Below are 14,210 nucleotides of genomic sequence, written 5' to 3'. Positions count from 1 at the left end.
CACTACGGTTTTGATAAAAATATCATTATAGTTGAGAAAGCTTTTATGAAAAAAAATCTACTAAAAATCACATCTCTTGATGATATGCGTAAAATTTATCATCGTAGAGTTCCTAAAATGTTTGTTGATTACTGTGAATCAGGCTCATGGCAACAAAAAACGCTAGAGCATAATCAAAAAGATTTTGATAAATACTTTTTTAGGCAAAAAGTGCTAACTGATATCCAACATCGATCGTTAAAAACCAAAATTCTTGGACAAGAATACAGTATGCCTTTAGCATTTGCTCCAGTTGGTCTACTAGGAATGCAGCATGCAGATGGCGAGATTCATGCTGCCAAAGCAGCTGAAGAATTTGGTATTCCTTTTACACTATCAACAATGTCTATCTGCTCTACAGAAGAAGTAGCTAAGCATACAACCAAACCTTTTTGGTTTCAGTTGTATATGATGAAAGATAGAAAGTTTATGGCAAATCTTATAGCAAGTGCGAAGCATGCTGGTTGTAGTGCCCTAGTACTAACTGCTGACCTACAAATGCTAGGTAACCGCCATGCCGATATAAAAAATGGCTTAACAGTACCTCCAAAACCTACTCTTAAAAATCTAATTAACCTAAGTACTAAAACATACTGGTGCTTGAATATGTTAAAAACCAAAAATAGAACCTTTGGTAATATTGCAAATCATGCTGAAAATAAAGGTGGTTTTGCATCTCTTGGTAAATGGACAAATGAACAATTTGATTTAAGCCTAAATTGGCATGATGTCGAGTGGGTACAAAAGCAATGGAATGGTCCAATGATTATCAAGGGAATTATGGATACACAAGATGCTGTTATGGCGCAAAATACTGGTGCTGATGCAATAGTAGTCTCAAATCATGGCGGTCGCCAATTAGATGGAGCGCCTTCTAGCATATCTATGCTTGAAGAGATAGTTGACGCAGTAGATCCAAAGCTTGAAGTTCTAATTGATAGTGGTATTCGTAGCGGTCAAGATTTACTCAAAGCAAAAGCTCTCGGAGCTAAAGCTGGACTAATTGGTAGACCAATGGTTTACGGTCTTGGTGCTTATGGCGAACAAGGTGCTTACAGAGTACTTGAAATTTTCCATCAAGAAATGGATAAAACTATGGCATTTTGTGGTTTCACAGATATCAATAATGTAGATAAATCTATACTAGTAAAATAAGACTATCCCCTAACCTGCCCATTTCCTCTAATAATATATTTTAGAGTTGTAAGTTCATTGATACCCATTGGTCCTCTAGCATGAAGCTTCTGCGTACTAATACCAATCTCGCCGCCAAAACCAAATTCAGAACCATCTGTAAATCTAGTTGAAGCATTGGCATATACAGCTGCGGCATCTACTTCATTTAAGAAAATCTCTGTATTTGTATAATTTTCAGTAACTATACACTCTGAATGCATACTACCATGGGTATTAATATGCTCTATAGCTTCATTAATATTTGCCACTGTTTTGATAGAAAGTACTAAATCTAAATATTCAGCATCCCAATCTTCTGTAGTCGTTAGTGTAGCATTTTCTAGATATTTTAAACTCTCATTATTGGCTCTTAGTTCAACGTTGTATTTAGCAAGCTCTATTTCTAACTTAGGTAAGAATTTCTCCGCTATATTTTGATGAACTAAAAGAGTTTCTAAGGCATTGCAAACTCCAGGGCGCTGGGTTTTTGCGTTTATAACTATCTTTATAGCTTTATCTAAATCCGCGAACTCATCAATATAAGTGTGACAAATCCCCACCCCTGTTTCTATCATTGGAACAGTAGCCTGCTGTTGGATAGCCTTTTTAAGACTTTTGCCACCTCTTGGAATTATCACATCAATATATTTATCTAGTGTTACTAACTCTGTTACACGCTCTCTAGCAACATCCTCGACTAGCTGTACTATATTTTTTGATAACCCATGCATTTCACATACCTCTTGGAAAATATTTTTCAAAGCAATATTTGTATGCAAAGCATCAGAACCACCTCTAAGGATAATAGCATTACCTGATTTTAATGCTAATGCTCCAGCATCTATAGTTACATTTGGGCGTGATTCAAAAATCATTGCGATTACACCTAATGGCACTCTAACTTGAGAGATTGTCATTCCTTTTGGATGCTTGAAGCCTTTCTCAATCTTGCCTATAGGATCTGCAAAGTCAGCAATTTGCCTAACCCCTTGAGCCATAGATTCTATTCGTGCTGGAGTTAGTGTCAACCTATCAACAAATGCTTTTGATAAATTATTTTTTTTAGCATTATCTAGATCTTTTTGATTCTGTTGCAAAATATACTCAGCATTGTCTAACAATGATTTTTCTAACTGATGTAACACATTATTCTTAAGCTCTGTATTTGCCTGAGCTAACTCTTTTGCAGCTTGCTTAGCATTTTTACCCATTTCTACGATAGACAAGCTCATCTAACACTCCTTTAAAAACATATTATCAACATGGACAACTTCATTATAATCACAATGCCCTAAAATATTAGCAATATCATAACTTTTATGTCCTTTGATTTTTGCTAAATCCCGTGATGAATAATTAACCAATCCAGTAGCTATTTCTTGAATATCTTCACTACAAACAACAACCGTAGCGCCCTTTTGAAAATCTCCATTAATTGAAATAATTCCACATGGTAAAAGGCTCTTGTTTTGTTTTAGGGCTGTTACGGCTCCTTTATCGATTATAATTTCTCCACGTTTATGACTACTGTATGTTATCCAATGCTTTTTAGCTGTAATTTCTTTCTTGTTATTTTTTGCAAATAATGTCCCGATATCATGACCTAATATTATCTCCAAAAGAATTTTAGGATCTTCTCCGCTGGCAATAACCATATTAACACCACCAGCCACAGCAATCTCAGCCGCCTTAATCTTAGTAGCCATGCCTCCTGTACCAAATTTAGAACCCACGTCACCAGCCATAGCTCGAATATCATCTGAAATTTCTGGGATAATATTTAAAAGTTTTGCTGAGCTATCTATACGTGGATTTGCTGTATACAGGCCATCAATATCCGAGAGAATAATCAATAAATCAGCATCTATTAAATTCGCAACTAATGCCGATAAAGTATCATTATCACCAACCTTAATCTCATCAACTACTACCGCATCATTTTCATTAACGATTGGGATAACTCCCTTTGCCAATAAAGCTGAAAAAGCATTTCGTGCATTTAGGTATCTTTCTCTATTAGCAACATCATCTTTTGTCAGAAGCAACTGAGCAATATTCTTACCATATTCAGAGAAAAGCTTTTGATATAAATGAGTCAAAGCCACTTGCCCTACTGCAGCTACAGCTTGCTTCTCTGGTAGAGTTTTTGGCTTTTGTTGCAGCCCTAACTTACCCATACCCGCACCAACAGCTCCTGATGTTACAAGTATTACTTCATAGCCTTGATTATGAAGGTCTGATAACTGTCTAATTAGCTTTTCTATTCGATAAATATTTAGTAGACCTGTTTGATGAGTTAGAGTACTAGTCCCAACTTTTACAACTATTCTCTTAACTGCATTTAGTAGCTCTTTTCTTTGCATATTTTTTGATAATTCATTAGCAATTTGAAACAAGTTTATACTAGCTTATGAGTTTATTTAATCATTTAAATACGTATTTGAAAAAATTATGATTTAAAGTCTAAAAGAATACCTAAAATATCTATATCTGCCATTCACCACTTTTGTATTTCGTAATAACCTCTAATACAGCTGGTGCAACGAACTCAGTATCATCAAAGTCAAACCATTTGATTGCAGAAATTTCAGCACACGGCTTAATTTCTTGATTAATATCGGCTGTAAAACACTCTAAAGATACCGTTGTGGTTCTATCATGATTATCCGTAGTTATGTTCCCCAAATAGCGCATATCATCTGTTGTAAGCTCCAGACTTAACTCTTCTTTTAGCTCTCTTACAATAGTTTGGATAGGTGTTTCATTTTGCTCAATTTTACCACCTGCTTGATACCAAATAGTATTATCTCTAGTTCTAGTCAAAAGAATTTTATTATCTTTGATAGCGACAAAAGCTGCTGCATAAATCATTAATTTACTTCCCTAGCCATTTAAATGATTTTTTAAGAAAGTCTACAGCATTTGTTTCAATATTTTTACCATGAGCAATAATTATTCTCTCAGGTTGCCAAGCCAAGATTCTCTCAAAACACTCTCGAGCCTGTTTTTTACCAAAAAAGAATGACATTCGCCAATCTATAGGAGTTTTACCATTTGGGGCAACTATACCTGATAACTTAGCTATCATGCCTTTAAATCCTGAGAAATAATTCTCATCAAAATTTTCTATAAGATCTGTAAGAATTAGTGTTTTAGAAGGTTTATGAAAAAACACAACCTCTTGCATTACCCTACTACCTTTAAATATTAGCTGATCAATTTCATTCTGCCATTGAGCTTTAGGAAAATCTTTTAGATCAGCAGTAAAATTAATATCTTTTCTTTTTTCTCTAAGGCCTGGTGAAGCATATACTTCGGCATTAGGATAAAGCTCTAACCAATCTTGTAAAAATAGATGATGAATTTTATTTGGAGAGATTAGATACTTAATATTACCAAGCTTTGATACTTCTTGCATTAGCTCGTTATTTAGCTTAATTGGTGAGTGAATAAATAAATCATCATTCTCAAGCCTTATAATCGTCATTCTTGTCGTATACGGAAGACCAAAAAAAGGAACGGCTCCACCATCTACAACCCAGATATTTTCAGCAAGTTGATTCAACATAATCTTATGCTAGACAGTGAAATATGAAATGAGTCAAAAAATATTGAATAAAATATAAAACAGCGACAGTAACTATCATCGGTATTATCAAAAACTTTTTATTTTCATCAAATACAGCAAAAATAATAGCAAAAATAATACTAAGCACTCCCGAAATCTTAATAGCTCCATATATTGACATCCAAACAAAACCATAAGACTTTAGAACACTATAAACATGTTCTGATGCTGCAAAGCTTACTGCTAAATAACCAACAAAAAGACCAGCAACAAACCAAAATATTGCTGTAAACAAGTTTTTCAAAATATAGTCAAGCAATACAAAAGATTTTTTCATATCTACAAATTCCCAATTTAAAATATCATGCAAATAAAATTGTTTTAAGATTAAACTAGAAATTTGATGGTTTCAAGACAGTTATTTAATAAGCTCTTATTCATTAACACAAAACTAAAGCAATAATTATAGAAAATTATCAAAATAAGCGTATAAATATATACTCTGTATACCAAATAGTTTTAAATATTTACTTATATGTTTTTATAAATTTGAGGAGTTGCCAATGTCATTTTATTCGATCCAAAATGAACTAGTAGAGAGCTATAAATCTGAAGTTGAGCTTAAGTATAAGATGTTAAATGGTCTTTTTTTGAGTACTCCTCTTGATAAAGAACACAATGCGAATGCAATGCTAGCTACATTTGCTAATATCTGTAAAGATCTCATAGAAAATGCTAAAGACCCAATAGAGACTATTGAAAATCTATATCCTGAAATGTCAGAAGAGCAAAAGCTTCAGATCTTTGTCAAATTCATACGCTATATTGAACGACAAACAGTCTTAATAGATGCTCTTGAAGAAGCTGCTTATGCCAAAACACATGATTTAAATGGTGAGTATAGCATCACAAGGCTAGCTAGAAGAGTCGAACGACACGATAAGCAAAATGCCCTAAGTAGAGCCTTACAAGAGTATAAAACAAGACTTGTACTCACAGCTCATCCTACGCAATTTTATGCAAAATTAGTACTACCGATTATCCATGATCTAAAAAAAGCCATTATCGACAATGATATAAATAAAATTCAGGATATTTTCCTACAAATGGGAAAAACTAAATTCAGTAATAAAGCTAAGCCAACACCTGAAGATGAAGCTGTTTCGATAATATGGTATTTAAATAATATTTTTTATAATGTGATTCCAAAAATTCAACATAAACTAACTAACGATAGTACTAATATTGAAATTGGATTTTGGCCAGGTGGAGATCGTGATGGTAACCCTTTTGTGACAGCAAATGTTACCAAAAAAGTTTCTAAACACTTAAGAACAAGTATATTAAATAGCTACAATAAAGATCTAAAGAGATTAATCAAAAAACTTACTTTTGAAAATGTCCATGAAGAGCTTACAAAAATACGCAAAAGACTAAAAACTAATAAATATTCCAACTCACAAACATTCTTGGATGATTTAGTCAAAGTAAAAAATGTCGTAGATAGTGAATATGACTCCTTATTTGTTGATAAACTCGATAATCTTATCCTAAAAGTCAAAATTTTTGGCTTTCATTTTGCTAAATTGGATATTCGTCAAAATGCCAAAATACATAATCAGTTTTTTAATGAACTTTTTAGCGAGAACTATAACCTTGACTATCAAGCACTCAACGAGTCTGAGAAAGTCAAACACCTTGTCGAACTCGCTGAACAAAAATCTTTTAAAAAACTAGAAATCAACAGCGACCAAGCTAGAGAACTTCTAGAGACTATTGAAGTAATACAATATATTCAGCAACACAGTGGTTACGATGCTATTCAAAGATATATCATAAGTAATGCTGACTCGACTGTAAGTATCTTAGAGGTTTTGACAATATTTAAACTCTTCAACAAAGATATCGATACTAACAGTAAAATAAAAATTGAAGTAGTGCCTTTATTTGAGACTATGGAGGACCTCAAAAACTCGACAAAAATCATTGATGAACTACTCAAAATACAGCTCTACACAGACAATCTCAAAGCATGGCAAAATACTCAAACTATTATGCTTGGATTCTCTGATGGTACCAAAGATGGTGGTTATTTCATGGCTAACTGGTCTATCCTCGAGGCAAAAAGAGCTCTAAGCAAATATCTTAGCTCAAAAGGTATCAAACCAATATTTTTTGATGGCCGTGGTGGCCCTCCTTCACGTGGAGGTGGAGATATGTTTCTATTCTACAAAGGACTATCTAATGTTGTCTCAAACCACGATGTACAGATAACTATCCAAGGACAAAGTATCTCTTCAAAATTTGGTAATACCAATAGCGCTCAATATAATCTTGAGCAAATTTTGACATCTGGCTTATATGGCAAACTGAACTTACACAATGCACATAGACTTAATCCTACAGAGACTTCTCTTATAAATGAGCTAGGAAAACTATCTTTCGATACCTATATAAATCTAAAAAATCATCCGCAATTTATTGACTATATTACCGAAATCACTCCTTTGAAATATATTAGTGAAATGAATGTCGGATCTCGCCCCGCTAAAAGAAACTCTAGCGATAAATTTAAACTAGATGATCTTCGAGCTATCCCTTACGGTGCTGCTTGGACACAAATGAGACAGAGTATCTTAGCATTTTATGGTTTAGGAACAGCTATAAGTACCGTAGTGACAAAAGATAACAACAATCTAACCGCACTACAAAAAATATATAAACGCTCACTTATAATCAAAGGAATATTTGATAATGCTCTACAAAGTATCGCTCAAACAAATTTCAATATTACAAAGCATATAAGTAAAGATCCTAAATACAGCGCCTTTTGGCAACAATTGTTCGATGAACATCAATTAGCTAAAAAATATCTGTTAGCTGTAACTGAAAAAGATGAGAGCTTCTTGCATGCAAATCCTGTCAAAGAAAGATCTATCAAAATGAGAGATGATATAACTCTACCTTTGGTTATATTGCAACAATATGCGTTAGACTGCCTAAGAAAGAATCCTAATCATAGGCATAAAAAGCTTCTAAAAACTATAATCAAAAAATCTCTAGCAGCTAATATAAATGCTAATCAGAATTCTATATAAATTAATTTTATCCAGAAAATTGTAGAAATAAGGTGATCTATAAGTAGCTATACTAATGCTTGCTTCTTCTCTAAAGTCTTAGCATAAAGCTCTTGATACTTAGCTAACTTTTCTTGTTCTGCAGCAACTACAGCCTCTGGAGCATTTGAGACAAATCTTTCATTAGAAAGCTTCTTCTGTACTCTATCAACTTCGCCTTTTAGCTTATCAAGCTCTTTATCTAATCTTGCTTTTTCAGCTTCGATATCAACCAAACCTGCTAATGGAATATTTAACTCAAGCCCTTCGACAATCTGTGATAAAGATGTTGGCGGATTATCATTAAACTCAATATCATTTATTCTAGCTAACGCTTTTATAAAGCCTTCCGTTTGAGCTAAGTATTCTCTGTCCTTATCGGCAACATCTTTGACTATTAGAGAAATCTCTAAAGATGGCTTGATACCGACTTCACTGCGCATATTACGTAGAGTTGTAACAACATTTTGTAACCATACGATAGCTTTTTCAGCTTCTGGAGCTTCTAAATCTTGAGTAGCTACAGGATAGCTAACATCCATAATTGTATCTTTAGCATCATTTAAATGTGCTTTTAACTGCTGATAAATACTCTCGGTAATAAATGGTATAAGCGGATGCGCTAAAGCTAAGATATTTTCTAAAACTTTAGTAAGCGTATATTTAACACCATTTTTTTGTTGCTCAGATAAAGATTCATCTTTTAGAGCAACTTTTGCAAACTCAACATACCAGTCACAATAGTTATTCCATACAAGATCATAGATAGTGTTTGCCACTAAATCAAAACGATAATTTGCAAGATGTCTATGTACATCAGCAGTAGCAGTGTTTAATACACTCCAAATCCACTTATCAGCCACACCTAACTCATAGTTATTACAAACTTTATAATCATCAAGGTTCATCATCACAAATCTTGAAGCATTCCAGAGCTTATTACAGAAGTTACGATAACCCTCAACTCTCGCAGTATCAAAACTGATATCACGTGATGTAGAAGCTAGTGCTGCATAAGTAAATCTCACCGCATCAGCACCATAAGCGCTGATACCTTCAGGGAATTCTTTTTTAGTAGCTTTCTCAATTTTAGCTTTCATTTGTGGTTGCATTAGACCAGTAGTTCTCTTTTTCAGAAGCTCATCTAATGAAATACCATCTATCAAATCTACAGGATCCAATACATTACCTTTAGATTTTGACATTTTCTGTCCTTCGCTATCACGAATAAGTCCTGTGATATAAATATCTCTAAATGGCACATCATTCATAAAATACATGCCAAACATCATCATTCTAGCTACCCAGAAGAAGATAATATCAAAACCAGTTACAAGTACGCTTGTTGGATAGTATTTTGCTAACTCAGGAGTTTTCTCAGGCCAACCTAATGTACTAAATGGCCATAATGCAGAAGAGAACCAAGTATCAAATACATCTTCATCCTGCTTGATAGTGACATCTTCAGCCAAATTATATTTAGCTCTAACATCTGCCTCATCTTCGCCGACATAAGCATTACCTGCTTCATCATACCAAGCTGGGATTCTATGACCCCACCAAAGTTGGCGTGATACACACCAATCTTGAATATCTCTCATCCACGCAAAATAAGTATTTTTCCAGTTATCTGGTACAAATCTTACATCACCCTTTTCAACTGCTTCTATAGCTGGTTTTGCTAGCACATCAGCTTTAACAAACCATTGTTTAGTTAGATATGGCTCAAGAATTTCTCCTGTTCTATCTCCAGTTGGCACTTTTAGCGCATGTGGTTCTATCTTATCTAAAAGCCCTGCTTCTTCCATATCAGCAACTATTTGCTTACGCGCTTCAAATCTATCTAATCCTTGATATTTTGATGGTACATTTGTATTTAATGTCGCATCATCAGTTAGAATATTTAGCATTGGCAAATCATGTCTTTTGCCCATCTCATAGTCATTAAAATCATGAGCTGGAGTGATCTTGACACAACCTGTTCCAAAGTCTTTTTCGACATAATCATCAGCGATAATTGGAATCTGTCTGTCTGTAAGTGGTAGATTAATCATCTTACCTACTAGGTGAGTATATCTTCCATCTTCTGGATGCACTGCAACTGCCATATCACCAAGCATTGTCTCTGGACGAGTTGTTGCGATTATGATCTTCTCATCACTATCAGCTACCGGATATACGAAATGCCAAAGTGAGCCTTGCTTATCTACTTGAGCAACCTCAAGATCTGAAACGGCTGTCTTTAGTTTAGGATCCCAGTTTACTAATCTCTCGCCACGATATGCTAAGCCATCTTCATATAACTTAATAAAGCACTTCTTAACCGCATCAGATAAACCATCATCCATTGTAAATCTCTCACGATCCCAATCTGGAGAAGCTCCTATTCTACGCATCTGTGATGTAATAGTGCCACCTGATAGCTCTTTCCATTCCCAAATTTTGCTAACAAAATTCTCACGACCTAAATCATGTCTTGAGATACCTTGAGCATTAAGCTGTCTCTCTACAACCATTTGCGTAGCAATACCCGCATGATCGGTACCTGGTTGCCAAAGTGTATCTTTGCCTGACATACGATTATAACGGATCAAAATATCCATTAACGACATCTGGAAACCATGTCCCATATGCAAAGTACCTGTTACATTTGGTGGTGGTAGCATGATTGTATAAGTATCTTTTGAGTCAGTATTACCACACGCAAATTTGCCTGAAGCTTCCCAATTTTGATAATTAGACTGTTCTATTTCTTTTGGATTATAGTTTTTATTCATTTCTTGAGTCATTTATAATGCCTAAATATATAAGTTTATAGAAAAAATTAATGCTGATAATTTTAACAAAGTTCTTTAGAAAGTACTATTAGTCACTCGTTAAATAATACTAAGGTTTATCATCAATAAGCTAGCTATGTCCAATAGCAACACTAACTATCTTTGGTAGTAGTTATTTCTAAATTTGAGTTCTTATAGTAAACATACTTCTTACGCGAAGCCTGTAAAGCTCTATCTTCCTGATAAACAAACTCTTTTAACTCTTTGATTTTTACTCGTTGAGGATCAACTGCTACTTCCATAATATTAATCAAAACATCATAACCTGAAGTGATAAATAAATTATCTGTAATAAGAATCGGAACATTTTTATATTGATTATATTCTCTAGCAGTTATAGCACAATGATGCGGTATAAAAGAATCTTGACCATCTTGCCACAAATCATCATCAAGTTGTTTTGCAATACCTGTAGGAGCAAGAACTGCTATTGTTTTGCGTTCGTTATACTCTTTGATAACTGTAGTAATCAACACTTCTAGCATTTGGTTAATATCTGGCGTTTGTAAAACTCTAAACTCTACTTTCATCACAAATATTACCACTCCAAAAATTACAATTTAGCTATCTACCAAAATACACAACCATAATAATACAAATAGAATCTATAGACAAATGACTAGATACTATTTATCTACTGAGTCTGTCTTTACAAAGACACCTGAAGTATAGCTATTAGTCCTAAAATCATCATAACTAGTATACGAAGAAAGCTCCACTTTATCAGCTGATTCTAGTCTTAGCACATAATATCCTTTCGACCAATCAATATCATAATTAGCAATAGCAGATACCGCTTTTTTAGATGCTACACTATCTCCATATAGCACTAGTTTATACGGCCCAATATCACAAAATGTTGGTGAACAATTTCCCTTTAGACTAATCAAAGGATTACCTTTAGAATCGGCAGTTATTTCAAACTTAACTATGGATTGAGTGTTTTTATCCACATTAGTCCAAGTCCCGAGGAAATTAGAATAATCTAACTTTTTATCTTTTGCATAAAGACTAAAAGGCAATAGTGCTAGAGTTATACAAACTATTAACTTAAATCTATGAAACATATCTTCTTATACCCTCTATTTGAGTTATGCTTAATTACTGTACCTAAATACTGATTTCAACTTATTGATAAAGTCACCACCTAAGACAAAAAAACTAGCCACAAAAATAATATCGCCACTAAACAAGATAAGCATCATATTTAGTTGCCCAACTTGGTTAATTTTGTCAAAAATTAGTGTCATCTCAAGCAATAATGTTGGGTATACCAAACTAGCAAAGAACATTACTAAACCAATGCTATGCCTTGTACGACTAATAGGCTTGTGTGTTGTAAAAGCTGATTTAAATACTGTCTTAATCGCTGATTTTATCGTATCAATTATTACTTTACCTAATAGCATAACTGATATTAGAAAAATTCCCTCCGCACTAACAAGCAAAATTGATGAAATAGCCAAATAACTAGATGTAGATAACCCCAAAAAAGGCATTATGCAAAAAACTACAACATAAGGCACAAATGATAAGATAAATAACAATAATCCTAAATAATATTTCCAATCTTTTATCATGTTAACTACCTATTCATACAAACCTTTAATTAGTGTATCAGATTTAGATTTAGTATTTTTTGTTGTACTTTTAACCAAACTTAACAGTTCTTGGTAATTACTAAAACTTTTTCCGGCATATATGCTAGCATTTAAAGATTTTAATTGCTCTTTTAATTGCGGGAATATCTCAGCAACCTCTAATAATGATAAGAGTCGCTTATCACTCTTAGTATTTGCCCAACCAATTATTGCTTTTTGAAGCTGTATATTATCTTTATTTGCACATGCTTTTTTAATATCTTTTATGCTTGCAGGATTTTTATCATCTGTAACAAACTTTTCTTCAGTTATATTTTTAGCTTTTCGAGTTAGTTTACACTTTATGAGTAGCATAAATGTAATCAGCCATAATACAAAAATCCCTATAGCCACATTTCGCCAAAAAGTATCTTCAATAACCTTTTTAATAACTTGTGGTGCAGTTTGACTACCTACATTAAAACTTGTACTAGGTATAGTGCCTTTTTTGACATCAAATGTTTTCGCAGCTATTGTCGCAAGCTGTGATTTACTATTATCAATATCGAACCATTTTAATATAACAGCAGGAACTGTCGTTTTACCTTGCTTAATAGGCATATAACCAATCTTATAGGTCGCTGTACTTATTAGCTGACCGCTTTGCTCAACATCCTCAAGTACTGGCTTTTCAGGATAAACATTAAAAGCATCCGAAGATTTAAATTCTAATTTTGGAATATCTTCACTTAGGACACCTTTTGCCTTAATAGTTACGGTCCTAGTTAGTAGTTCACCCTCTTTTATGGTATCTCCTGCTGACCAGTTATCACTAATCTTAACATCTGATGCAGGAAACCAATCTTTAATAGCAATCTTTTGAGGAATTGGTTTAACTCTTAAGAATTTAGCATCCGTAGAGAAGCTTTTGACCCTAGTTCCTAACTGACCAAATGTATTAGGAATAGTCGCTTGCATTGCGATAGGTGGAATAGCAATAGTCCCTGTTCTATGTGGAATTATCAGAAAACTTTCTTCCACAACATCATACATTTTACCATTAATGCGCTTTTGATAAGTTCTTCTATGATTTGTTTGTTTAATTTCAGAGTTTTTTATATCAAAATTTCTAGGATTTAGACTCAAAATAGGTGTCGAATAATACAGCTTCAAAGTATATAACACCGGCACATTAACATAAGTTTCGTTTGTAGCTAATGTTCCTATAGCAAATATATCCTGATAATTACTTGCTTCTTCACTTGAGAGTTTTTTATCTACTTTTATAGAGATTGGCTTTGTTGACTGGTTACCAACATCAATTGCAGGTATTGTCAGATTCCCCGATCTATTTGGCATAAGCGTGACAATCATCTCAAATTGTGAGCTTGATTTACCATTTATAACAGTAGTCTTACTGCTGGTACTAGTGTTATAAACTGTAAAATCTTTATCTAAAACATCTAAGTCAGGCTGGGTGTCAAAATCATCTAGATGGAGTATTAGCTCAAAAGTTTCTCCATACTCAAGATGAGTATTATCGACACTAGCTGTGACATTAGCATAACTAATATTCAATCCAGCGATTAACAGCAAAAGTATACTTACTAATTTTAATAATTTAGTTCTCACGCTTATCTCCTATCATCCTCTGGTAGTCACGTGCAAATTTATTTTTAAGAAGTCCTCCAGGATTACTGTCTATCGCAGCTAATAGCTTATTCGCCTCTTTATCATTTAGTTCTTGTTGGCGCTGATCTTCTGCGGCTGACTGCTCAGGATTATCTTTATTATCTTTATTATCTTTATTATCTTTATTATCTTTATTATCTTTATTATCTTTATTATCTTTATTATCTTTATTATCTTTATTATCTTTATTGTCTTTATTGTC

The 14,210-nt window shown here is 33.6% G+C and carries 12 protein-coding genes and 1 pseudogene; 2 read left to right on the top strand and 11 right to left on the bottom strand.

What is annotated here, in order from left to right:
• Positions 1–45: 45 nt before the first annotated feature.
• Positions 46–1,194, top strand: a complete 1,149-nt coding sequence (locus tag FQ699_RS06865; protein WP_146421712.1) for an alpha-hydroxy acid oxidase — start codon at positions 46–48, stop codon at positions 1,192–1,194.
• A 2-nt stretch (positions 1,195–1,196) separates the two neighbouring features.
• On the opposite strand, the gene FQ699_RS06860 is transcribed toward FQ699_RS06865, so the two are convergent.
• The 5 genes from FQ699_RS06860 to FQ699_RS06840 all read right to left on the bottom strand — a co-directional run bounded on the left by FQ699_RS06860 (position 1,197) and on the right by FQ699_RS06840 (position 5,120).
• Positions 1,197–2,447, bottom strand: coding sequence for a glutamate-5-semialdehyde dehydrogenase (locus FQ699_RS06860; RefSeq protein ID WP_146421711.1), 1,251 nt, complete (start codon positions 2,445–2,447; stop codon positions 1,197–1,199).
• On the bottom strand, positions 2,448–3,578 hold the full coding sequence (gene proB / locus FQ699_RS06855) for a glutamate 5-kinase (protein WP_146421710.1): 1,131 nt from the start codon (positions 3,576–3,578) through the stop codon (positions 2,448–2,450).
• Positions 3,579–3,699: 121 nt separating this feature from the next.
• Positions 3,700–4,086 carry an NUDIX hydrolase gene (locus FQ699_RS06850; protein ID WP_146421709.1) on the bottom strand — a complete coding sequence of 129 codons (387 nt, stop codon included), beginning with the start codon at positions 4,084–4,086 and terminating at the stop codon, positions 3,700–3,702.
• Positions 4,087–4,090: 4 nt separating this feature from the next.
• A complete protein-coding gene (locus FQ699_RS06845) occupies positions 4,091–4,783 on the bottom strand; it encodes a DUF4336 domain-containing protein (protein WP_146421708.1) in 693 nt (230 codons plus the stop codon).
• A 4-nt stretch (positions 4,784–4,787) separates the two neighbouring features.
• Complete coding sequence (locus FQ699_RS06840) at positions 4,788–5,120, bottom strand: hypothetical protein (protein WP_012280054.1); 333 nt, start codon at positions 5,118–5,120, stop codon at positions 4,788–4,790.
• Positions 5,121–5,346: 226 nt separating this feature from the next.
• Between FQ699_RS06840 and FQ699_RS06835 the strand changes: the two genes are divergently transcribed.
• Complete coding sequence (locus FQ699_RS06835; RefSeq protein ID WP_146421707.1) at positions 5,347–7,881, top strand: phosphoenolpyruvate carboxylase; 2,535 nt, start codon at positions 5,347–5,349, stop codon at positions 7,879–7,881.
• Between the two features lie 47 nt (positions 7,882–7,928).
• Here the strand turns inward: FQ699_RS06835 and FQ699_RS06830 are convergent, their stop codons facing one another.
• The 6 genes and pseudogenes from FQ699_RS06830 to FQ699_RS06805 all read right to left on the bottom strand — a co-directional run.
• Positions 7,929–10,688 (bottom strand): valine--tRNA ligase, encoded by a 2,760-nt coding sequence (locus FQ699_RS06830; protein ID WP_146421706.1) that lies wholly within the window; start codon positions 10,686–10,688, stop codon positions 7,929–7,931.
• 140 nt (positions 10,689–10,828) lie between these two features.
• Entirely contained in the window at positions 10,829–11,266 is a 438-nt protein-coding gene (locus FQ699_RS06825; RefSeq protein WP_146421705.1) for a DNA polymerase III subunit chi, read from the bottom strand.
• A 96-nt stretch (positions 11,267–11,362) separates the two neighbouring features.
• Positions 11,363–11,803 (bottom strand): hypothetical protein, encoded by a 441-nt coding sequence (locus tag FQ699_RS06820; RefSeq protein ID WP_146421704.1) that lies wholly within the window; start codon positions 11,801–11,803, stop codon positions 11,363–11,365.
• A 30-nt stretch (positions 11,804–11,833) separates the two neighbouring features.
• Entirely contained in the window at positions 11,834–12,316 is a 483-nt protein-coding gene (locus FQ699_RS06815; protein WP_146421703.1) for a transporter suffix domain-containing protein, read from the bottom strand.
• 9 nt (positions 12,317–12,325) lie between these two features.
• Entirely contained in the window at positions 12,326–13,948 is a 1,623-nt protein-coding gene (locus FQ699_RS06810) for a BatD family protein (RefSeq protein WP_146421702.1), read from the bottom strand.
• A pseudogene (locus FQ699_RS06805) lies at positions 13,938–14,210 on the bottom strand (tetratricopeptide repeat protein); the annotation flags it as partial. The gene FQ699_RS06810 and the pseudogene FQ699_RS06805, both read right to left, overlap by 11 nt.

This window comes from Francisella salimarina (genome assembly GCF_007923265.1).
GTDB lineage: Bacteria > Pseudomonadota > Gammaproteobacteria > Francisellales > Francisellaceae > Francisella > Francisella salimarina.
The sequence above is the reverse complement of the archived record's forward strand: the minus strand, read 5'-3'. Positions and strand labels throughout refer to the sequence as shown.